The organism is Thiomicrorhabdus heinhorstiae, from assembly GCF_013391765.2.
Classification (GTDB): Bacteria; Pseudomonadota; Gammaproteobacteria; order Thiomicrospirales; family Thiomicrospiraceae; genus Thiomicrorhabdus; species Thiomicrorhabdus heinhorstiae.
The window spans coordinates 24,435-44,623 of the sequence record NZ_JACBGI020000002.1 but is presented as its reverse complement, the minus strand read 5'-3'; the positions used below and the strand labels follow the sequence as shown (position 1 = coordinate 44,623).

The 20,189-nt window shown below is 45.9% G+C and carries 20 protein-coding genes; 14 read left to right on the top strand and 6 right to left on the bottom strand.

Annotated elements, in window-relative coordinates; genetic code table 11:
• The 3 genes from nirB to H8792_RS01980 all read left to right on the top strand — a co-directional run bounded on the left by nirB (position 1) and on the right by H8792_RS01980 (position 4,112).
• Positions 1-2,562 carry a nitrite reductase large subunit NirB gene (nirB, locus tag H8792_RS01990; protein ID WP_194947472.1) on the top strand — a complete coding sequence of 854 codons (2,562 nt, stop codon included), beginning with the start codon at positions 1-3 and terminating at the stop codon, positions 2,560-2,562.
• Between the two features lie 129 nt (positions 2,563-2,691).
• Positions 2,692-3,525, top strand: a complete 834-nt coding sequence (locus H8792_RS01985) for a BAR domain-containing protein (RefSeq protein WP_194947471.1) — start codon at positions 2,692-2,694, stop codon at positions 3,523-3,525.
• A gap of 98 nt (positions 3,526-3,623) precedes the next feature.
• The gene (locus tag H8792_RS01980; RefSeq protein WP_228766890.1) at positions 3,624-4,112 is read left to right on the top strand and encodes a transposase; all 489 of its coding nucleotides are present in this window, start codon (positions 3,624-3,626) and stop codon (positions 4,110-4,112) included.
• Positions 4,113-4,327: 215 nt separating this feature from the next.
• Here H8792_RS01980 and H8792_RS01975 read toward each other — a convergent pair whose 3' ends face one another.
• Positions 4,328-4,786, bottom strand: coding sequence for a hypothetical protein (locus H8792_RS01975; protein ID WP_194947470.1), 459 nt, complete (start codon positions 4,784-4,786; stop codon positions 4,328-4,330).
• Positions 4,787-5,175: 389 nt separating this feature from the next.
• On the opposite strand from H8792_RS01975, the gene dbpA reads away from it, so the two are divergent.
• Entirely contained in the window at positions 5,176-6,576 is a 1,401-nt protein-coding gene (gene dbpA, locus H8792_RS01970; RefSeq protein ID WP_194947469.1) for an ATP-dependent RNA helicase DbpA, read from the top strand.
• Positions 6,577-6,714: 138 nt separating this feature from the next.
• Here the strand turns inward: dbpA and H8792_RS01965 are convergent, their stop codons facing one another.
• Complete coding sequence (locus H8792_RS01965; protein WP_194947468.1) at positions 6,715-7,272, bottom strand: SgcJ/EcaC family oxidoreductase; 558 nt, start codon at positions 7,270-7,272, stop codon at positions 6,715-6,717.
• A gap of 41 nt (positions 7,273-7,313) precedes the next feature.
• Positions 7,314-8,636, bottom strand: a complete 1,323-nt coding sequence (locus tag H8792_RS01960; protein WP_194947467.1) for a SulP family inorganic anion transporter — start codon at positions 8,634-8,636, stop codon at positions 7,314-7,316.
• 653 nt (positions 8,637-9,289) lie between these two features.
• Between H8792_RS01960 and cls the strand changes: the two genes are divergently transcribed.
• The 3 genes from cls to H8792_RS01945 all read left to right on the top strand — a co-directional run bounded on the left by cls (position 9,290) and on the right by H8792_RS01945 (position 12,100).
• Complete coding sequence (gene cls, locus H8792_RS01955) at positions 9,290-10,705, top strand: cardiolipin synthase (protein ID WP_194947466.1); 1,416 nt, start codon at positions 9,290-9,292, stop codon at positions 10,703-10,705.
• A 38-nt stretch (positions 10,706-10,743) separates the two neighbouring features.
• Complete coding sequence (locus H8792_RS01950; RefSeq protein ID WP_194947465.1) at positions 10,744-11,484, top strand: endonuclease/exonuclease/phosphatase family protein; 741 nt, start codon at positions 10,744-10,746, stop codon at positions 11,482-11,484.
• A 112-nt stretch (positions 11,485-11,596) separates the two neighbouring features.
• Positions 11,597-12,100 (top strand): 3'-5' exonuclease family protein, encoded by a 504-nt coding sequence (locus tag H8792_RS01945; protein WP_194947464.1) that lies wholly within the window; start codon positions 11,597-11,599, stop codon positions 12,098-12,100.
• A 154-nt stretch (positions 12,101-12,254) separates the two neighbouring features.
• Here H8792_RS01945 and H8792_RS01940 read toward each other — a convergent pair whose 3' ends face one another.
• Entirely contained in the window at positions 12,255-12,746 is a 492-nt protein-coding gene (locus tag H8792_RS01940) for a DUF2938 domain-containing protein (RefSeq protein WP_194947463.1), read from the bottom strand.
• 81 nt (positions 12,747-12,827) lie between these two features.
• Between H8792_RS01940 and H8792_RS01935 the strand changes: the two genes are divergently transcribed.
• The gene (locus tag H8792_RS01935; RefSeq protein WP_194947462.1) at positions 12,828-13,250 is read left to right on the top strand and encodes a helix-turn-helix domain-containing protein; all 423 of its coding nucleotides are present in this window, start codon (positions 12,828-12,830) and stop codon (positions 13,248-13,250) included.
• A 108-nt stretch (positions 13,251-13,358) separates the two neighbouring features.
• Here H8792_RS01935 and H8792_RS01930 read toward each other — a convergent pair whose 3' ends face one another.
• Positions 13,359-13,787, bottom strand: coding sequence for an MAPEG family protein (locus H8792_RS01930; RefSeq protein ID WP_194947461.1), 429 nt, complete (start codon positions 13,785-13,787; stop codon positions 13,359-13,361).
• A gap of 97 nt (positions 13,788-13,884) precedes the next feature.
• Between H8792_RS01930 and H8792_RS01925 the strand changes: the two genes are divergently transcribed.
• Both H8792_RS01925 and H8792_RS01920 read left to right on the top strand, forming a co-directional pair.
• Positions 13,885-14,478 (top strand): TetR/AcrR family transcriptional regulator, encoded by a 594-nt coding sequence (locus H8792_RS01925; protein WP_228766888.1) that lies wholly within the window; start codon positions 13,885-13,887, stop codon positions 14,476-14,478.
• A gap of 234 nt (positions 14,479-14,712) precedes the next feature.
• A complete protein-coding gene (locus H8792_RS01920; RefSeq protein ID WP_194947460.1) occupies positions 14,713-16,656 on the top strand; it encodes an ABC transporter substrate-binding protein in 1,944 nt (647 codons plus the stop codon).
• Between the two features lie 2 nt (positions 16,657-16,658).
• Here the strand turns inward: H8792_RS01920 and H8792_RS01915 are convergent, their stop codons facing one another.
• Positions 16,659-17,054: a DUF302 domain-containing protein gene (locus tag H8792_RS01915; protein ID WP_194947459.1), complete on the bottom strand. Its 396-nt coding sequence runs from the start codon at positions 17,052-17,054 to the stop codon at positions 16,659-16,661.
• A gap of 296 nt (positions 17,055-17,350) precedes the next feature.
• Between H8792_RS01915 and H8792_RS01910 the strand changes: the two genes are divergently transcribed.
• The 4 genes from H8792_RS01910 (at position 17,351) to H8792_RS01895 (ending at position 20,158) form a co-directional block, all read left to right on the top strand.
• Complete coding sequence (locus H8792_RS01910; protein ID WP_194947458.1) at positions 17,351-17,824, top strand: putative molybdenum carrier protein; 474 nt, start codon at positions 17,351-17,353, stop codon at positions 17,822-17,824.
• Between the two features lie 67 nt (positions 17,825-17,891).
• On the top strand, positions 17,892-18,197 hold the full coding sequence (locus H8792_RS01905; RefSeq protein WP_194947457.1) for a peptidylprolyl isomerase: 306 nt from the start codon (positions 17,892-17,894) through the stop codon (positions 18,195-18,197).
• 147 nt (positions 18,198-18,344) lie between these two features.
• Positions 18,345-19,217 (top strand): AraC family transcriptional regulator, encoded by an 873-nt coding sequence (locus H8792_RS01900; protein WP_194947456.1) that lies wholly within the window; start codon positions 18,345-18,347, stop codon positions 19,215-19,217.
• Positions 19,218-19,369: 152 nt separating this feature from the next.
• On the top strand, positions 19,370-20,158 hold the full coding sequence (locus H8792_RS01895) for a TIGR00266 family protein (protein WP_228766887.1): 789 nt from the start codon (positions 19,370-19,372) through the stop codon (positions 20,156-20,158).
• The last annotated feature ends 31 nt before the right edge of the window (positions 20,159-20,189 follow it).

The following is a 20,189-nucleotide window of genomic DNA, read 5'->3' as shown; positions in this document are numbered from 1 at the left end:
ATGCAACAGCAAAAAATCGTCGTGATCGGTAACGGCATGGTCGGTCACACTTTTATCGAAAAATTGGTTAAGAGCGAAGCGCGCCAAAATTACGAAATTATTGTTTTTGGTGAAGAGCCGCGTAAAGCCTACGACCGCGTTTATTTGTCGTCATATTTTTCCGGTAAAACGGCCGATGATTTAAGCTTGGTCAAGCCGGGTTTTTATGAAGAGAATCAAATTGATATTCGTCTGAACTCGAAAGTGGTTTCAATTGACCGCGAGGCAAAAACAGTGACTGCTGATGATGGTTTGGTACAAGATTACGACCGTTTAGTATTGGCAACGGGTTCTTATCCGTTTGTACCACCGATTAGCGGCAATGATCGCGAAGGGTGTTCGGTGTATCGCACGATTGAAGATTTGGATGCCATTCAAGCGGCGGCGTCAAAAGGCAAAATAGGTACCGTAGTCGGTGGCGGTCTGCTTGGACTGGAAGCGGCTAAGGCGCTAAAAGACCTGAATCTGGAAACTCATGTGGTCGAATTCGCACCACGCCTTATGCCGGTGCAGTTGGACGAAGGCGGAGCGGCTCTGCTAAAACGCAAAATAGAAAACTTGGGTGTAATGGTGCATACCAATAAGGCGACGCAAATTATTAGCGACGGCGAAACGTGCATTAATAAAATGGAGTTTGCTGACGGTCAAACGCTGGAAACCGATATTGTACTCTTCTCGGCAGGGATTCGTCCGCGTGACGAACTGGCGAAACAGGCGGAACTGGAACTGGGGCCGCGCGGCGGGATTGTGATTAACTCGCACTGCCTGACTTCTGATCCAAGTATCTATGCGATTGGAGAATGTGCGTTGCATGAAGGCATGATTTACGGTCTGGTTGCGCCGGGTTATGCCATGGCGCAGGTAGTGGTTGACCAACTGAACCTCAATGAAAACCGTTTTGAAGGTGCTGATATGAGCACCAAACTGAAGCTGATGGGTGTGAATGTGGCGTCTATCGGTGACCCGCACGGCAATGACGAAGATGCGCTGAGCTATGTTTACGAAAATGGGCCGGAAGAGATTTATAAAAAAATCGTGGTCAGCAAAGACGGCAAAAAACTGCTTGGTGCGGTGCTGGTCGGCGAAACCGAAGACTATGGCAATCTATTGCAGTTAAAACTCAATGACATGGAACTGCCGGAACATCCTGATATGTTGATTCTGCCAAATCGCGACGGCTCGGCAGGCGCGCTGTTTGGGCCGGATGCTCTGCCGGATACTGCTCAGCTCTGTTCTTGCTATGACGTCTCAAAAGGCGATGTGATTTCGGCGGTAGAAGGCGGTGCCATGTGCCTGTCGGATATTAAATCCTGCACCCAGGCCTGTACCGGTTGCGGAGGCTGTACTCAGTTGGTCACCAATGTCTTGAATAACGAACTGGAAAAACGCGGTGTTGAAGTCAGCAAAGACATCTGCGAACACTTCCCTTATTCGCGTCAGGAGCTGTATCACCTGTGTCAGGTTGAAGAGATTAAAACCTTCGATGAGCTTCTGCATAAACACGGTAAAGGTTGTGGCTGTCCGGTTTGTAAACAGGCGGCAGGCAGTATTTTCGGCTCGCTTTGGAACAGTTACGCGCTGGAAAAAGACAAGATTCCGCTGCAAGACACCAACGACAACTACCTCGGCAATATGCAGAAAGACGGTACCTACTCGGTAATTCCGCGTGTGCCGGGCGGGGAAATCACGCCGGATAAACTGATTACGCTCGGTGATGTGGCGAAGAAATTCAACCTCTACACCAAAATCAACGGGGGTCAGCGTATTGTGCTGTTCGGTGCGCAAATGAATGACCTGCCGGCAATTTGGACGGATTTGCTGGCGGCAGGATTTGAATCGGGACAAGCCTATGCCAAAGCCTTGCGTACCGTTAAATCCTGCGTCGGTTCCACTTGGTGTCGTTACGGTTTGGACGACTCGGTGACCATGGCCATCGAGATGGAAAACCGCTACAAAGGTCTACGTTCACCGCACAAACTCAAAATGGGGGTGTCTGGTTGTACCCGCGAATGTGCCGAAGCTCAGGCGAAAGATATCGGTCTGATCTCCACCGAAGAGGGCTGGAACCTGTTTGTGTGCGGAAACGGTGGTATGAAACCGCGTCACGCTGATTTGTTCGCCACCAAATTGAGCAAAGAAGAGGTGTTTAAATACGTTGATCGTCTATTGATGTTCTATATCAAAACCGCTGACCGCCTGCAACGTACCGCAACGTGGATGGACAATATGGAAGGCGGATTGGAATATCTGCAAGATGTGGTGATTAACGACTCACTCGGCATCGGCGAACAACTCGAAGCGCAAATGGCAGGCATTATCGACACCTACGAATGCGACTGGAAACGAGCCATCGAAAATCCGGAATTCACCAAACGCTTTAAATCGTTTGTAAATACCGAAGAACCGGCAAAACAAGTCTTCACCATCGAGCGTGGACAAGTCCGCCCATCCACCACCCAAGAAAAACTCGACGGTATTGCAATAGAAATCAAAGCCAAAACGGATTATACAAATGTAGCCTGATTAATCGAACGTCAAAAAAACTTAATATAATCAGCCACTTATTTTAATTAACGAGTGGCTTTTTTACTTTACATATAGGTAGTTTTTTGTACTATGGATTATTATTTATAAACGATTTATGGAGGAAGAATGAGATTTTTAAATATATTGCTTATAACCGCTCCTATTTTATTAACGGGATGCTCATCAGGCTTCTATGTATACGACAATGAAAGCGAAATTGGATGCAATGCCTCTAATCCTTGGAAAAAGTGTGGGGGTATTCCTTTTAGAGAGCAAAAACTGTTTGCTGTGACAAGAACGGTTACCTTTAAAGTTTCTGAAAAGTTTAAAGATAAAGCTGAAGCTATCCGAATTTGTAACCAGTCTGTTTCAGAAGAAGTTCCAATGTATTTACCTTTAGGAAAACAGCGGTATATACATTACGAGAAACCTATTATGGGGAGCAGCAATTTTACAGTGCAATTTGATAGAACAGGTTCGCTATTGGGTTTATCTGTTGCATCTGATTCTTCACAGATTGCTAAGGCAGCGTTGAATACAACAGGCACCGTGGCAAGCGCAGTTATTGGTGCTTTACCAGCTTATGTTGCAGCAAAAGGTCTGGCTGATGGGATTGGAAGTGTAACTGATAGCTTGAATATAATTAATGGAAAAATAGATTTTATAGAAGGCAAAATAGCACCTCTATTAAAAGATAAAGAAGTTATTAACTTTGTTAAGGAACGAAATAAAAAGTCTTCTTTTCTCAATAGTGGAGAAAGTGATTTGGAAAAATCGGGAAAATCTTCAAAAGTAAAGCAGTTTATAGAATATGACAAGCAATTAGATACATACAAGAAAATAGAAGAATCTTTAATTACATTACTTCAGAAGCAAAGTGATGCCCAACTTAGAACGATTTATTGTGAAATAGATAAGGTTGAGCTAGATAAAAATATTAAGGCAATATCTGAAAACTAAGCAATGGGATCATAAGGATAAGCAATGGGGTCAGACTCGATTGCTTTTTAATTTTTTAGGCGTGAAATTGCCATGACCACACTAAAAGAGGTGTTGTTATGGCTCGTCTTCCTCATTTTACTATTCTCGGTCAGCCACAGCATGTGATTGTCCGTGGCAATAATCGCGAACCGATTTTTTATGCGGATGCGGATTATCTCTTCTATCTTGAAAAACTTCAGCAGGCTTGTGAAAAGCACCATTGTGATTTGCATGCTTATGTCTTAATGACGAATCATGTTCATCTTCTAATTACTCCCAATACGGAAAACGGCATTTCAAAAGCGATGCAGATGATTGGGCGCTATTATGTTCAGTATTTCAATCACACTTACCAACGCACTGGGACTTTATGGGAAGGGCGTTACAAGGCGACCTTAATTGATAGTGAGGCTTATGCGTTGAGTTGTTATCGCTATATTGAACTTAATCCAGTTCGCGCCGATATGGTTAGCCATCCCGCCGAATATCCTTGGTCGAGTTATCGTTATAATGCGCTCGGCGAAAAGTACAAGCTAATCCCCGTACTTTTAGTTAGGTCAAAATGAAACGGATCGTGCTTAGAATTTCCGGAAATTATTTGATGTAGCGGTGAATGCTAAACATTGGATGGAACTTGGACGAAGGAAAACTTTTCTTTGCATAATCAAGTTCGAAATTCGGCTTCATCTAGTTTCTTTTCAAAAGCAGCATCGATATTCTTCAATACGACTTAATTCCGACCTTGATTATGATTGTTGGTCAGTTTTTCATTTTTAGCGCCCTACAGGGCGTTGATCGTTCGCTTATTCGTGGTGAATAGGTGACGATTCAAAATAATGTCTATTACGACCGCGCTGGTGGCGTGAATTTTCTGTTGTGCTTTGTCGAGTACAAATTCAATTGTATTAACTGTTCTGTTTTGGTTCGCATGCACTATTTTGAGAATCATGTTACGGATGCGTGCGGTTTTGTGCTTGATGTGCGAAAGGAGGTTGAGAGGCTGGTAGGCGTGGCGATGGCCCGAGCGAGAGAGGCTGTTTTTAGCGGAAGAGAAGACAGGTGAGTTGGCGTTGAGAGAAGAGAGATTTAGCTTTTGAGCAAGGCTGCTCAGCGCTTTGGCTTGCAGGAGGCTTTTGTTGGCGAGTTGAGTGGAAAAATAACTAAGTGCGACAAGAAGGGATAAAAATCCCAGCAGGAATCCAACTAAGGGTTGGTATCCCATTTTTGCGGGGTGTGACATTGGATAAAAAGGTCCTTTGGGTCTAAGGTGATTAAAAAAATGGCGACATTGTGATCAAGTTGATCGTCGTCAGTCGTTTTAAAGCATTATTGGTGCCTGTTCTTAACAGCGAAGATCGTTTTTTGAAAAGAGTTAAAAAAAGCTAAGAGATACGTTTCTGGCATGCGCAATATTTATTTGGAAATGTGTGATTTATGCTTCGCTTGGGCTTTTGAAGGAAACAATGACCGAAGAAAATACTATAGCCCTGATTTCGACCGTAAATTACTTCGGTTCATCAAGCTCGCTAGTGTTTGAACCTTTTCAGGTATAATCGTGTTTTAATTTCAGACCTCAGTTTGTGTTGCCGGTTGGCGGTGTTGCAAGCTGCCGTTAGCAGGCTTTCCTCAATGACTTCTCTTTCTTTTTCCGAACTGGGCTTACGCCCGGAATTGCTCACCGCTCTTGAGAGCATTAATTATCAGCTGATGACGCCGATTCAAGCGGAAAGTCTACCGGGAATTTTGTCAGGCAAAGATTTGATTGCCCAAGGGAAAACCGGTTCGGGGAAGACGGCGGCTTTTGCGCTGGGAATTTTGCAGAACATTCAGCCGAAAAACTTCCGTGTTCAGGCATTGGTTTTATGTCCTACCCGCGAGTTGGCCGAGCAGGTTGCCACTGAAATTCGTCGTCTTGCCAGTGCCATTGAAAACATTAAGGTGTTATTGCTTTGCGGTGGCGTGCCGTTTAAACCACAGGCGGCATCGCTGGAATACGGTGCGCACATTGTGGTTGGTACGCCCGGGCGGATCGAGGATCATTTGCGCCGGGAAACGTTGCACCTGAAGCATGTGCAGATGTTGGTTCTGGACGAAGCCGACCGTATGTTGGAAATGGGATTTGAAGAATCTTTGAATGCCATTGTCGAGCAGACACCATCTAATCGGCAGACATTGTTATTCAGTGCGACCTTTCCGGAAGCGATTCAGAGCATTTCCAGCCACATTTTGCACAGCCCGCAACAGGTGAAAGTGGAGTCGGTGCATGATGAAGCGGTGATTCGCCAGCACTTTTATCAGGTTGCCGACGATATGGAACGTCAGCAAGCGGTGAAGTTGTTGCTGATGGCGCATGAACCGACGTCGGCCGTCATCTTCTGCAATATGAAAAAAGAGGTTCAGAGCCTGACAGAGAATCTGGCGGCGGACGGTTTTAGCGTGATTGCCTTACATGGCGATCTGGAGCAGCGAGAACGCGATCAGGCGTTGATCCAATTTGCCAATCAGAGTGCGACGGTGCTGGTGGCGACCGATGTTGCGGCTCGCGGTTTGGATATCGACTCGGTGGAGATGGTGATTAATTACCATCTGGCGCACGATGCCGAAGTGCATATTCACCGTATCGGGCGTACCGGCCGTGCGGGAAAACAGGGTTTTGCTTGCTCTCTGTTTACCGAAAAACAGCGTTTTAAAATCGCGCAATTGAGTGAAGTTCTGGGGCAGGAAATTGTTACTGAAGAATTGCCGGGCAAGGAAGTATTAAATCAAATTCCACGTCGCGCACCGATGGTAACTCTACTGATCGACGGCGGCAAAAAACAGAAAATCCGTCCGGGCGATATTCTCGGAGCCTTGACCGGAGAGGGTGGAATCAGCGGCGATGAAGTCGGCAAAATCAATGTCACCGCCATGCGTTCTTTTGTGGCGGTAAACAAGAAATCCAGCCAAAAAGCGCTGAATAAATTGAATCACGGTAAGCTGAAAGGCAAAAAAATCCGCGCACGTTTTGTGCAGTTGGAAAACCGCTATTAAGGCCGATTCTTAGAAATGAGTTGCTCTAAAGCGCTTGCAGAGCAATTCATTTGCATTGTTTTTTATTTTGAGACGACATTGATTTAAATCGTCTCAAAACATTCAAAGCCGATGGCGCTTTAGATCCCTCGCTTAGGTTTAAAACGATTTCTCCGGCATCATCGATGAGTGATGGTGGCTGATTTTCCATTCGCCGTTGCGGAATTCGTACACAAAGGTATAGCGCGCCGGTACAACGACTTTTTCACCGTTTTTAACCACTTTAAACTCATATACGCCGGCATCGGTCAGTTTGTTGCAGCCTTGTTTCAGGTTGCGCGAAACAATCGTGCCGTAAGGTTTCGATTGCAGGAAGTGGTGGAAATAGTCTTCGATTTCCGCATGATTGACGCGAGGCACGTTGGAGACGGTCGGCAGCAGAATCGCATCGTCCCAGTAAAGGTGTGCAACCGCTTGCGGCTCGCCGGTTTGCAATGCCTGGTTCCAGCGTTCGAACAGTTCTTTGGCGACCTGTTCGGTGGCCGGAGCGCAATAACAGCTTTCATTGGCGTTCGGAGTATCAATCGGCGCACGTAAATCGCGTTGGGTCACTGGGCTGGTTGCCGATTGAGTCCGCTGGAATCCGCTGACGCTGACATTTTGATTGGTGTCCCATTCGATCCCAACGGTGCCGCTGATCGGGTAACGGTTGCTCATAATTTTGTCCTCTTGATTCTTAAATTTTGTCGCCGGAATAATTAGTTCAGTTCTTTGTCGTCTTCTTTAAATTTTTCGAAATATTTACGCACGATCGAACCGGTTGGCTGACAGTTGATCTTTTTAAAGATGACGTAATAGATCAGCGCGTGAATCACCAGCGTGATAACCAGGCCTTCGAAAATACCGACTTCGAAAACCAGCACGCCGCACAGCGTAGCCAGCAGCATGGCATAAGGGCCATGTTTGGCGATATGCAGCAGTCCGAGAACCATCTTGATGCCGACAAAACTCATAATGATTGCCAGCGCAAAATACGGCAGATGATCGAGGTGATGGACATTAAAGACGAAGAAGGTAATCAACAAACCGATTACCAGCACCGAAAATTTGGTATAGGCGCCGGCCAGACGGTTGGTCGAGGATTTGGCCAGTCCGTCCAGATTGGTCATACCGCCGAAAAAGGACGAGCCCATATTCGATACCCAGATCGACAACAACGAGTTGTTCGAGTTGCAGGTGCGTTTCAACGGATCGATTTTCTCGATGGCAGCGTTGCTCATAACCTGCTCGATGACATCGACCACTGCCAGCATCAGAGCAAAGAAGAACGCATACACCCACATCCAGGCGCTATCAAAACTTGGAATCGGCAGGCCGATATTGAACTCGACATCTTCGACCTTAAGCATTTTCACTTCGACAAACATCGCGGCGATAATGCCGAAGACGATCAGCGCAAAGTAGGGAAGGGCCGGATTGGTGTCTTTAAACTGCTGGAACAGGCCAAAGAAAATCAGAGCGCCGAGAATCGAGAGAATCACAACATGCATTCTCGATTCGTTCCAGAACTCTTCGCCGCCAGTCATACCGACCGGCAGCATCCATAAGAACGGTAAAAATTTCATGGCAATCTTCAGGCCGATTCCGGCGAGCAGGCCTTCGACCAGATAACCGGGCACGGCCATCAGCAGATAACGCTGCCAGTTAAACTTCCAGATCAATGCCTGGAAGGTGGCGGTCAGGAAAATAATGAACGCCATGTTCTCGATGCCGAAGGTGGCGACGCCCAACGCCAGAATCGGCGCCAGACCGGCGGCAATTCCCGGCGCGCCGATAAAGTTGCCGGGTCGGAACCAGGCAAACAGAAAGCCGATAAAGGACGCAAAGGCAACGGTCGCCAAACCGACTTGAATCGGATAGTCGGACATCAGGGCGATACCGATCGACAGTGGAATCGCCATGGTGGCAGTGATCACACCTGCCTGAACGTCACGAACGGCATATTCTTTTCTGAATGCGGCCGATCCCTGATTTTCAATATGCGCATGCGCGTTTTCAGTTTGCATATTTTCTTGTGCCATAGTTTTCTACACCTTCGTAATGACAGTCATAAGTGCTTAAGCACTAAAACCCAAAACGTCACTGTTACTCAGTTATGCAGCTTTCGACGTGGTTCTACCTGAAAGCTAAATTCATTATTGCGGTCAAGACTTTTGCCCTTCACTTGTCGCCTCTCAGCCGGTTCTCTTAAGCCTCCCGCAACGATTGCAAGAGAATGAAACAAGAGCATACAAATCCAATATGAGTTTGACGGGCATAAGCGTTTACCCAGAGAGAAAACCGAACAAATTTATGCCAAGCTTAAAAAATCGTTCTTAAGCGAAAACCATCCTAGTAGCTCAAGAGGCAAATTAAAAATTGATAATCCAACTTGAACCTATAGAAACTATCAATAGATTCGTGTGAATGAAGTGGTAAACGGCGAGAGTGACAGAGTCGAGATTCTTTGTATATCGGTATGACACTTGTGGAGAAAATTTAATTTATCGTGGGTTGTACGCTGCTATGGCCAGATTGTTTGCCGTAAATGGACAAACGTTGAAGGCAGGTTTTCGAGTTACGATGGGGTCGGAAAGGATGCTTAAGGCAAATTGACGATTTTAATTTCAGCTGTAAAGCGCTATCCTAGGCACCATCATAGTGATGCGCACAAACAAGGTCCAAGGCGAGAGTGATGGATATTGGATTAAATCCGTTTTTGGTGGTCTTCTATTTCCTGTATGTCTTTCTGGTATTGTCGGCAGTCATTCACATGCTGTACCAGAGGCGTTCGCCACAGAATCTGATGGCGTGGCTTTTGACCCTGTTATTGCTTCCCTATCTCGGCGTATTCCTGTATCTGATTTTCGGTTCGCGAAAGCTACTCTATAAACGCAATAAGCCGAATATCACCATTCCGTCTAAAACCGATGAAACCGCAATCATTCCAGCTGAAAATCGCCTGGCGAGGCAAATTGACGAGTTATTGATCGCCGACCAGATTGCCAGCACCACGCATCATAATCGCATCGAGCTTTGTGGAGATTCCTGTCAGTCTTTCGAGTGTTTTATGCAGGCTCTGCAAGATGCTCGGTATAGCATCCATCTCGAAACTTATATTTTTGAACTGGATCAAACCGGCCGACGAATTTTGCGGGCGTTGATTGCCAAAGCTCGCGAAGGGGTTCAGGTTCGATTATTACTGGATGCAGTCGGTTCTTTCGCTTTGTACCGCCGTCCCAAAGCGCTGCAGGATTTGATCGAGGCTGGTGGCAGGGTGGCTTTTTTTCAACCGGTATTCAAGAACTTCTTCAACAGTCAGGTCAATTTACGCAACCACCGAAAAATCTATCTGTTTGACGATTCGCTCGGTTTTACCGGCGGGATGAATTTGTCCAACGACTATTTCGGAACCGAGGAGGACAAGCCGAAAAACGATCGCTGGAAGGATCTGTTATTCCGAATGCACGGCCCGGTTTTGTCGCACTATCACATTGTTTTTAACGAAGACTGGTTTTACACCACAGAAGAAAAATTGCCGTTACCAAAAGAGTCGGTTCCGGCGGAACGACCAGGGCAGTTGATACAAACCATCCCATCCGGGCCGGATATTCATAAAGAAGCACTGTTTGAATCCTTGTTGCAGGGACTTTACGCTGCACAACGGGAGATCGTGATCGTGTCGCCCTATTTTATTCCCGACGGTTCGATTATGACGGCGCTGCTGATTGCCATTAAACGCGGCGTAAAAGTGGTGCTGGTATCGCCGGAAAAATCCGACCATATCGTTTTTGACCTAGGGCGCAGCTCGTACCTGCGAGAGTTTTCCGAGGCCGGGGGAGATATTCACTTTTTCGCCGGTAAGATGCTGCATGCGAAATTGATCTTTATCGACCGGCAGGCGATGCTGTTCGGTACCGCCAATCTGGATTACCGCTCGCTGTTTATCAATCACGAACTGGCGAATTGGGTATATGATACGGCTCTGATCGAACAGACGGCGAACTGGGTTGAAGCTCTGATTCGAGGCAGTCGACCTTATCAACTTTCCAGCAGCAGGGGGAGAAGACTGTTGGAAAACCTCACCCGAATTTTTGCGCCTATTCTATAATCGGGATATAGAGTGATTTTGAGGCAAGCCGCGCAGAGATGTACAAACCCAAATTAACCCCCATATCGCATGAGCGCAAGATTCTGCATGCCGATTCCGCTTTGCCCAATCCGTTTCGTCTCTTGACCTGGAATCTATATAAAACCGATTTCTCACATTATATTCACCGGCCGATCGAACAGCTGCTGAATATTGAAACCCCGCATCTGTTGTCTTTACAGGAAGCCGCGACGGTTCCGATGCAAGGACGGTTTTTCAACCTGCCATATGTGATGGCACCGAATATCGAAACCCGCCGCAAGCATTTCGGTGTGCTGACTGCCAGTGAATACGGCATGACCGCACAGCATCAGTGCCTGACCCGCAGTCGCGAGCTGGGATGGATGACGCATAAAACCGCTCTGATTACCGAGCATCTGTTGGAAGACGGGCAGACGCTCACGCATATTAATATCCATGCGATTAACTTTGTTCCAAACCGGCTGTTTCGTCAGGAGTTGAACCTGCTCTGGAGTCTGGTAGCGGATAAAAAGGGACCAATGATTGTCAGTGGTGATTTTAATACCTGGAATAAGGCGCGGGTCTCTTTTCTGGAAAACTCGGCACGCCAATTAGGGTTATCTCAGGTCTCTTATCCCGACACTACTCCGATTCGGACTTTGAATCGTCAGATTCTGGATTATGTGTTTTATCGCGGTTTAACCGTCGATTCGGCACGTGCATTTCATGTCAAAACCATTTCCGATCACAATCCGCTGGAAGTGGTTTTTTCCGTTTGATTTCAATTTGTTGCCGATCTGAATGAAATTTCAAGAGTTTGACATAAAAACTCTGTATTATTAAGCCTATTACTGCTTTTAACGTAGTTAATGTGTTTAAGGAATGAACACGATGGCAAGAGCGCAGAAATCTCCGTTTATTATTGATCTTGAGGCATCCGGCTTCGGTCCGGATAGTTACCCGATTGAAGTGGGTCTGGTGCTTGCTGACGGTTACCGGTTTTGTACTCTGATTCAGCCGATTCCTGAATGGACTTACTGGGACGATGAAGCGGAAAAAGTGCATCGGATTTCTCGGGAAATTCTGCATAAATACGGAAAACCGGTTGATGAAGTCGCGGATATTTTGAATGAGTTATTACGCGGCATGACACTGTTTTCCGATGGCTGGGTCGTCGACCAGCCGTGGCTCAATAAGTTATTTTATGCGGCCGGTAGAAGGATGGAATTTTTCATCAGTCCGCTGGAAATCATCCTTACCGAGCGGCAGATGGAGATTTGGCATGATGCCAAGGATCAACTTCTAAGCGAGACCGAGCTGCAAAGACATCGTGCCAGCAATGATGCCTGGATTATTCAGGAAACTTTCAAGCGGACGCAAACCATCTCGAGCTGATATCGTTCATGTATGAAAATGTGTATTGCGGGGTTTTTATCTATTTGCTGAGGCATGGTAAATTTCGCTGAAAAATCTCGCGATCGATTATCTTTCGATAGCGCCAATTTCATGAGCGTATTCCACTTAAATCTGCAGCCTCCATTCTGATTTTTTAATCCAGATAAAGCAATTTTAGCAACCATCCACTGAGGTATAAGCCGAATCCAAAAACGGCATGGGTGATTAAGCTGTGAATGCGGGCTTGCCTTGGGTTGGAGGTTCGAGATGCGGCAACACCAGCCCCCATTCCCGGTTGCATAAGAAAAAAGGGCGCGATAACTGTTGCGATGCCAATCGCTAAAGCAGGCAGGAGTGTTGGGTTTTCTAGCCATGACTCGCCATTCAAGAAAATCATCAAAGCGGCAAAGGCAATACCAGTCAGATAGTGGACACCCCATCCCAGAACTTGCTCCCCTCGTACAGGAGCAGCCGCCATAATAGAATGATGGTAAAAGCGTCCGTAACGCATATGAGCGATCCATCGTCCAACTAATCCGTAATCGGCTGACGGAATTCGTAAAAACTGTTTTCGAAGAATAGACCAAAGATCCATTATCAGGGTCGCTCCAATACCGATAAAAAAGACTGAGAATAGTGTGTTCATTCCATTTTTTCCTATATTTGGGTTTTCGTTTAATGTAATGCTAGACTAGCACTTAAAGTTAACTTTAAGTCAAGAGGGGTTATGGATATTTCTGAGGTGGCGAAACTTTCAGGTGTCTCGGCAGCGACACTGCGTTTCTATGAAGAAAAAGGGTTGATCGCTTCTTTCGGCAGGCGAGGAATCCGTCGGCAATTTAAAGCGAGTGTTATGGATCGATTGGCGCTGATTGCTTTGGGTCGTTCGGCGGGTTTTTCATTGAATGAAATTGCCGGTATTATCGGTTCGGACGAAAAGCCCTCGATTGATCGACAATTGCTTCTGGACAAGGCTGAGGAACTTGAGCGCTCGATTCAGAAATTAACGGCGATGCGAGATGGCCTCAGGCACGCGGCCGACTGCACGGCACCCAGTCACCTGGAATGCCCGAAGTTTAGACGACTGATGGGATTGGCCTCTATGGGTGTATTTGATGAGGCCGTTAGAAAATCGTTTTTGCAAAAGTAGGCTACAGGTTCTCGACGGATTAAATTCTGCCCAATTACAATAATGAGTCTTGACTGATTTTTAGGAAGTTTTGCAGGTTATCCTCTTGATAGTGGTTTTTTTCTTATGTCAGGTAAATAAAGTCAGCAGCTTCCACGCAAAATCCAGCCAGGCGATCAATAGAATCGCTCCCCCGAAAAGAAACGTATTCCGCCGCCAGATCAGACGGTTCGATCCAAGATGAATGAAACTGTGGACTATTCGACTGGTTACAAATATCCAGGCCAGATAGAGTTGCAATGCATCAACTTGTTTGCTGGCGAAGAGGGTAATAGCCAGAAGATAGAACAGTACCGGCAATTCGAACAGATTTTGGTAGTGCTGTTCGATCTGAGTAAGATAGGCCGGGAGCTTACCGCCGCGGTTGAGTAAAAAATAGTGCGGGTTTAAACCATCCTGTCTGACCGCTTTGACTCTAAGTAGTAACATTCTGAACCCGACTGAAAGGGTCCAAATCACTAATGCAATTAAGGGAAAAAGTATCCATTCCTGCTGCATGACGCTTCCTCTTGTTTATTGGTTGTTCAACAATTTGCTTTTCATGCTAGGCAAAATCAAAATATGTTCAAGAACATATTTTTAGATGGAGGAGCGGATGATGGCTAAGTCTCCGAATAAAAAGCAGCAAACCAGACAGAAGATCGTAGAAAGTGCCGCACAGCTATTTACCGCGCACGGCTTCGATAAGGTGTCGATCGACGATATTATGCATAACGCTCAACTGACCCGAGGCGGGTTTTATGCGCATTTTTCTTCCAAAGAAGCCCTGTATTCGGAAGCGATTACCTCAGCCGCAAGTCTGAGTTTTGCTGCAAGAATTCCTGCAGCGGAGCTTTCCGACCAGGAACGACTCTTACTGCTGCTAAAGAGTTATTTGAGCGAGAATCATTTAAGCGACACGAACCCTGCCTGCCCTTTGGCATTTTTGGCGACCGACGTGGCGCATCAGAACGACGAAGTCCGTGATGCCTATACGACTGTATATAAAAGGTTGGCAATTTACATCGCCCGGTTGATGGCGGAGTCGCCGAACAGCGATAGGGTTTTGGCTTTGAGTGCAATGATGATTGGCGGGGTTGCCGTTGCTCGATCACTGAATGATGAATGGACGCGAGTGAAATTGTTAACGGCCTGTGAAAAAACCGCGCAGGAGTTGATCCGCAAAAGAGATGGAAAAACGACTGTTTAAAGTCTAAGGACGCGAGGGGGATTGAGAGATTAAATTTTGTTCCTGTACCGTTTGTGGGTATTATTACGGTATCACGGTAATGAGATGTAATCACATTTGTTCTTAAGTATTACCGATTTCAAAAGTCTGTTTGAGCGTATTTCATTATGTTTTGGGATGAAGCATATTTTGAGAAATAGCCTGTATATTTTGACTGTATTACTCCTGCTGCTAAGTCCAAAAGCATGCTGGGCAATGAGTGACACTTCCGTTTCTAGAGAGACTGATGCCCCAATTTCTCTTCAGTTGCGCTGGACGCCGCAATTTCAGTTTGCAGGTTATTACGCCGCGCTTTGGCAAGGGTATTATCGCGATGCCGGACTGGATGTCACAATCATTCCCGGTTCGCCGCAGCGTCAGCCGAATAAGGAGGTTTTGGCGGGGAGAGCGCAATATGGTGTTGGAAACAGCGAAGTGCTTTTAAGCTATCTTCGTGGAAAGCCTTTAGTTGCTTTGGCGGCGATTATGCAGCACTCACCGTCGGTTCTGCTTACCAGAAAGGACAGCGGAATCAGAACGCCGCAGGATTTGATCGGTAAAAAAGTCATGATGTATGGCGGAGCCAATGATGTTGAGTTTCTCGCTCTACTGGCAAGTGAGGGCGTTAAGCCTGAAAGCCTGACAATTCTTCCCAGCAGTTTCAATATCAATGATTTGATTGACGGCAAAGTCGATGCGTTCAATGCGTATTTGAGCAATGAACCGTTTTATTTGTGGGATAAAAATATTAAGCCGTATGTGATTAATCCGGTGGAATATGGGGTGGATTTCTATAGCGATATCCTCTTTACCCGCCAGGATGAAGTCAAAAAGCATCCCGAAAGAGTGAAAGCTTTTCTTGCGGCATCTATTAAAGGCTGGGACTATGCGCTGAATCATCAAAGTGAAGTGATCGCGCGTTTATTGAAATTGCCAGGAATCGAAAAGACCCGCCAGCAACTCTTGCAGGAAGCAAGAATATTAAAGAAATTGATTCAACCTGATCAGGTGCCGGTCGGAAATATCAATCCGGGTCGTTTTGAACGTATGGCTTATCATCTGGAAGAGTTCGGTTTTGTCACGGATCACCATGAGATAAACGGTTTCATATTTGATCCGAATCCGAAAATCAGTCAGTCGGCCTTTTTTAAAGTGCTGGGACTGATTTTAGCGGGTCTATTACTGACAATCATGATTGCCACCTGGTTTTGGCGAATCAATGCTCGCCTCAACAGCGAAATCGAATTAAGAAAGCAGACCGAGGGTTCTCTGGAAGCTTCGCGTAAACACTTTCAACATATTGTGGAAAACCTGCAGGAGGTTTATTACCGCACCGATCTACAAGGAAAGGTAAAGTACGTTTCTCCATCGGTTCAGGAAAAAATGCACTATTCTCCACAATCGGTTATCGGTCTCAATATTGAAAGTTTCTATGCACCGCCTTTTTCTCGCAGAGATTTTTTGAAAGCTCTGAAAGCGAATAACGGCAAGATTAAAAATTACGAATTAAAAGCCGTTAACGGGCAAGGGCGGGAAATTTGGGTGGCAACTAATAGCCGTTACTATTACGAAAACGGCGAAGTTTGTGGTGTTGAAGGGACATTTCGCGAAATTACTCAGCAGAAAGACCATGAAGTCATGATGAAAACCATGGCGTTTGAGGATCCTTTAACCAATCTTTTGAATCGCCGCGGTCTGGTAAAACATCTCGATCAAGCCCTAAGAAACTGTTCGATGAATGGACTTTATTGTGCACTGTTATTTATTGATCTGGATAACTTTAAGCCGGTGAATGATAAGCATGGCCACAATATCGGCGATCAGCTTTTGCAGGCGGTTGCCAGACGATTGAGAAATGCGGTTCGTAGCAGCGATCTGGTTTTCCGTCTTGGTGGAGATGAATTTGTGATTTTGTTGAATGATCTGGGCACTGCCGACTTACATGCTGCCCAGGATCGAACCGAACGGATCGTTGATAAATTATTAAAAGTTTTAAATGATCCGTTTCGGGTTGAGGAGTTGGAACTGACGATTTCCGCCAGCATTGGTATTAAGGTTTTTCGTGATAATGTGACTAATACCGATGAGCTGATCGAACAGGCTGATCAAGGACTGTATGTGGCCAAGAAAGAAGGTAAAAACCGCGCTCATATTGTTTAGTTCTAAATAGCACTGTCTTCGACTATTTTCAGAAGTGTACTATTCAATTTTTCGACATTGGCACATTCGCTGATTTGGTGTCTTGCAGCGAGGTAGTTCAAGTCATTGAAACTAAGCCATACTGTGCCTTCTTCATCTTCCCAGGCCAAGACCTTTAACGGTAAATCCAAGCCGATTACTTGTGAGCACTCCATCAACGGGGTGCCGCCTTGCGGGCTGCCGAAAATTAACAGCTCGGTCGGGCGAAGATCAGCACCGATTTTTTGCGCGCCTGCAGAGTGATTGACCCGGGCGAAAATATTCATATTGCGCTTATGAATTTCTCTTTCGAGATTATCGATCGACTGGGTAACACTGTGAGCGCTCTTTATGGTAATTATGCCATCGTTATTAGACATTGGAATATCCTGAGTTTGCTGAAAATTAAGAGTGAATTTACATTTAGTATATTCGGTTCATAGGGCTAAATTCAGCACTTTTTAAGCCAAGAATCAAATTGCTTTTGCTTGTTGTACTTAGTGCAATTTAGATGCAATTTGTTTTTATAAAAGATGTTCGTTATTTTGGTTTTTGTCTGTTTTTGTGTAAAAAAGTTCAATTTGGTAGCGGGCGTTTTGCCTGAATCACCTCTCGAAGTCTAAACTATCAGTTACTCTGGTTTGATTGAACGTAAACTTATGGGAAGGCCTTTTTAATGCTGGTAAAAGTTATTAGCGGCGGTCAAACCGGCGCTGACAGGGCGGCACTGGATGTGGCTTTGGATTACGGTTTTCCCTCAGGAGGAAGTTGTCCCGTCGGTAGGCTTGCCGAGGATGGAGTGATTAATCAACGTTATCCGTTGGTGGAGTATGGTGAGGGATATCCGCCCAGAACCAGAAAGAATGTTTTGGATGCTGACGGTACGGTGATTTTTTATGAGTCCGACTTGAATGGTGGTACCAAAGCCACGTTGGATTTTTGTATTGATCGTAAAACCCCGTATATTCTTATTGATAGTCGGGCGCTGGCAGTGTCGCAAGCCGCTCGATTAATAGAGCAATTTATTGCAGAGTCTGAGATCGAGACTTTAAATATTGCCGGGCCGAGAGCGAGTAAGTCTCCGCAGATCTATTCGTATGTAAAGCAAACCCTTGAACAGGTTATTCAAATAGTGAAGTCATTCGAGTAGGATGGGGGGCAGCAGCAAAAACGCTAAATTTTTACTGAGACGTCGTTTTTAATTTAGGGTATTAAATATGTCAATTCATCCTGATTCCCGTGCCAAGGCGCATCATATCTTATTAGACTGCGCCGAGGCGTGTCTTGAGCTGATCCCTCAGATTCATTCGTTAGAGGATTTTGAACGCATGGCCCGCGAGCATTCGAAATGTCCGTCGGCCAAGATTGGCGGTGACATCGGTTTGGTTAAACCCGAAGTCATTGTTAAAGAGCTGGGTGAACAAATTTTCAGTGATTTGCCTTTGGATCAGGTTCACGGTCCTTTTCAAACTGTGCATGGATACCATCTGATTTGGATAAAACGCCGGCATCTGGCAACTTGATCAAATACCTTGATTTCTTGTTACTCCTCCATTTAACAAGTGAGCTTAAATATTCCTCTATGCTAAATGCGCAATATCGATCAGGTTTTATCTCATTCTGTTCTTGATAATAGAGCTCGCCAATTAAGGGACTATTCGGTTGCAGATATGAAAAACAGGCGTTATCAACAAAGTATCGACGCAGTATGCGATCACATCTACAGACATCTGGATGAACCGATGACAGTGGAGGAACTGAGCGAGATTGCCAATTTTTCCAAGTATCACTTTCATCGCTTGTTTGCTGTCAGTGTCGGGGTTAATGTTTCTCGCTTCATTCAGCTACTGCGTTTGAAACGCGCCTCTTATCAGCTGGTATTTGATCGTGATCAGAAAATCATCGATATTGCATTTTCAGTTGGTTACGACAGCGCAGAGGCGTTTCATCGAGCGTTTAAAAAGAACTTCGGGGTTTCTCCAGGCGAGTTTCGTAAACAGCCGGTTTGGTCCGATTGGCATGATCAATATCAATTTAAAATGCATGGGAGAGATATGGTTATGCAACTTGGAGATAAGGTGGAAGTAATTGATTTTCCGGAAATTAAAATCGCGGTCTTCGAACACAACGGCAGCCCGCTGGTGTTAAATGATTCGATTGCTCAATTTATAGACTGGCGTAAAAGCAGCGGCTTATCGCCGATTAAAACAAGCCGGACTTTCGGCGTGCCGTTTAACGATCCGAATATGGTCGAGCCGGAAGCATTCTGTTTCGATATTTGCGGTGAAGTTAAGCAGATGGTTCCGGAAAATCCGCAAGGTGTGATTAATAAGCTAATTCCAGCCGGGCGTTGCGCCAAGATTCGTCATATCGGGAGTCGGGATCATCTTGACGATAAAATTTACTATTTGTATCGCGAGTGGCTGGGCGAAAATGATGAAAGTACGCGGGATTTTCCGGTGTTTTTTGAGTATCTGAACTTCTTCCCTGAAGTCGCCGAACATGAACAAATCACGGATATTTATCTGCCACTGGTTGGATAGGCTTGATTTGTGATTTTCAATAGCCGCCCATTGTGTATGAGCGGCTTTTTGTTTTGTCTTTTTGAGCGATGATTTCAAGGTTTTAGGCAGAGTAATGTGTTTTTACAATGATATGATTTCTAGAAAAATTAACCACGAAAATGGAGAGAGTGATGAGAAGTCATGAAATTGATTACCGTTTGATTGGCGACGACATGCAAGTGGTGGAGGTTGAACTTGATCCGCATGAAACGGTTATTGCCGAAGCGGGAGCCATGGCGTGGATGGAGGACGGTATCGGCTTTGAAGCGAAAATGGGCGACGGTACGGAAACCGACAACGGCTTCTTTGGTAAGGTACTGGGAGCCGGCAAGCGTTTGGTTACCGGCGAATCCCTGTTTATGACACACTTCACCAATCGTGGGGCGGGCAAAAAAATCGTTGCCTTCGGCGCACCTTATCCGGGCAAAATTATTCCGATGGATATGGCGGAACACGGCAATGCCATCACCTGCCAGAAGGACGCTTTCCTGTGTGCAGCCATGGGAACCAAAATCGATATCTCATTCAGTCGTAAAATCGGCCGAGGCCTTTTTGGTGGAGAAGGTTTTATTATGGAGCGTCTCAGCGGCGACGGTATGGCATTTCTACACGCAGGTGGGACCGTGGTGCAGAAAGAGCTGAAAGGCGAGACCATTTTTGTCGACACCGGTTGTGTCGTCGCTTATACCGATGGCATCGATTTTGATATCCAGAAGGCCGGTGGTTTGAAGTCGATGATTTTCGGCGGAGAGGGCATTTTCCTGGCGGTACTGAAAGGGCACGGAACCGTTTATCTGCAAAGCCTGCCGTTCTCGCGCCTTGCCGACCGTATTCTGCAGGCTGCTCCGGGCGGGGGCGGTAACGATCAGGGTGAAGGTTCGGTATTGGGCGGTTTGTCGAATATCTTCGAGAACCGCTAGAATCCGTTCTTTTTCATGTGTTAGCCCGGAA

Excerpts from the sequence above, each read along its gene's own strand:
- nirB (WP_194947472.1), top strand. The coding sequence starts at position 1 with ATGCAACAGCAAAAAATCGTCGTGATCGGTAACGGCATGGTCGGTCAC.
- H8792_RS01985 (WP_194947471.1), top strand. The coding sequence starts at position 2,692 with ATGAGATTTTTAAATATATTGCTTATAACCGCTCCTATTTTATTAACG.
- H8792_RS01980 (WP_228766890.1), top strand. The coding sequence starts at position 3,624 with ATGGCTCGTCTTCCTCATTTTACTATTCTCGGTCAGCCACAGCATGTG.
- H8792_RS01975 (WP_194947470.1), bottom strand. The coding sequence starts at position 4,786 with ATGTCACACCCCGCAAAAATGGGATACCAACCCTTAGTTGGATTCCTG.
- dbpA (WP_194947469.1), top strand. The coding sequence starts at position 5,176 with ATGACTTCTCTTTCTTTTTCCGAACTGGGCTTACGCCCGGAATTGCTC.
- H8792_RS01965 (WP_194947468.1), bottom strand. The coding sequence starts at position 7,272 with ATGAGCAACCGTTACCCGATCAGCGGCACCGTTGGGATCGAATGGGAC.
- H8792_RS01960 (WP_194947467.1), bottom strand. The coding sequence starts at position 8,636 with ATGGCACAAGAAAATATGCAAACTGAAAACGCGCATGCGCATATTGAA.
- cls (WP_194947466.1), top strand. The coding sequence starts at position 9,290 with ATGGATATTGGATTAAATCCGTTTTTGGTGGTCTTCTATTTCCTGTAT.
- H8792_RS01950 (WP_194947465.1), top strand. The coding sequence starts at position 10,744 with ATGTACAAACCCAAATTAACCCCCATATCGCATGAGCGCAAGATTCTG.
- H8792_RS01945 (WP_194947464.1), top strand. The coding sequence starts at position 11,597 with ATGGCAAGAGCGCAGAAATCTCCGTTTATTATTGATCTTGAGGCATCC.
- H8792_RS01940 (WP_194947463.1), bottom strand. The coding sequence starts at position 12,746 with ATGAACACACTATTCTCAGTCTTTTTTATCGGTATTGGAGCGACCCTG.
- H8792_RS01935 (WP_194947462.1), top strand. The coding sequence starts at position 12,828 with ATGGATATTTCTGAGGTGGCGAAACTTTCAGGTGTCTCGGCAGCGACA.
- H8792_RS01930 (WP_194947461.1), bottom strand. The coding sequence starts at position 13,787 with ATGCAGCAGGAATGGATACTTTTTCCCTTAATTGCATTAGTGATTTGG.
- H8792_RS01925 (WP_228766888.1), top strand. The coding sequence starts at position 13,885 with ATGATGGCTAAGTCTCCGAATAAAAAGCAGCAAACCAGACAGAAGATC.
- H8792_RS01920 (WP_194947460.1), top strand. The coding sequence starts at position 14,713 with ATGAGTGACACTTCCGTTTCTAGAGAGACTGATGCCCCAATTTCTCTT.
- H8792_RS01915 (WP_194947459.1), bottom strand. The coding sequence starts at position 17,054 with ATGTCTAATAACGATGGCATAATTACCATAAAGAGCGCTCACAGTGTT.
- H8792_RS01910 (WP_194947458.1), top strand. The coding sequence starts at position 17,351 with ATGCTGGTAAAAGTTATTAGCGGCGGTCAAACCGGCGCTGACAGGGCG.
- H8792_RS01905 (WP_194947457.1), top strand. The coding sequence starts at position 17,892 with ATGTCAATTCATCCTGATTCCCGTGCCAAGGCGCATCATATCTTATTA.
- H8792_RS01900 (WP_194947456.1), top strand. The coding sequence starts at position 18,345 with ATGAAAAACAGGCGTTATCAACAAAGTATCGACGCAGTATGCGATCAC.
- H8792_RS01895 (WP_228766887.1), top strand. The coding sequence starts at position 19,370 with ATGAGAAGTCATGAAATTGATTACCGTTTGATTGGCGACGACATGCAA.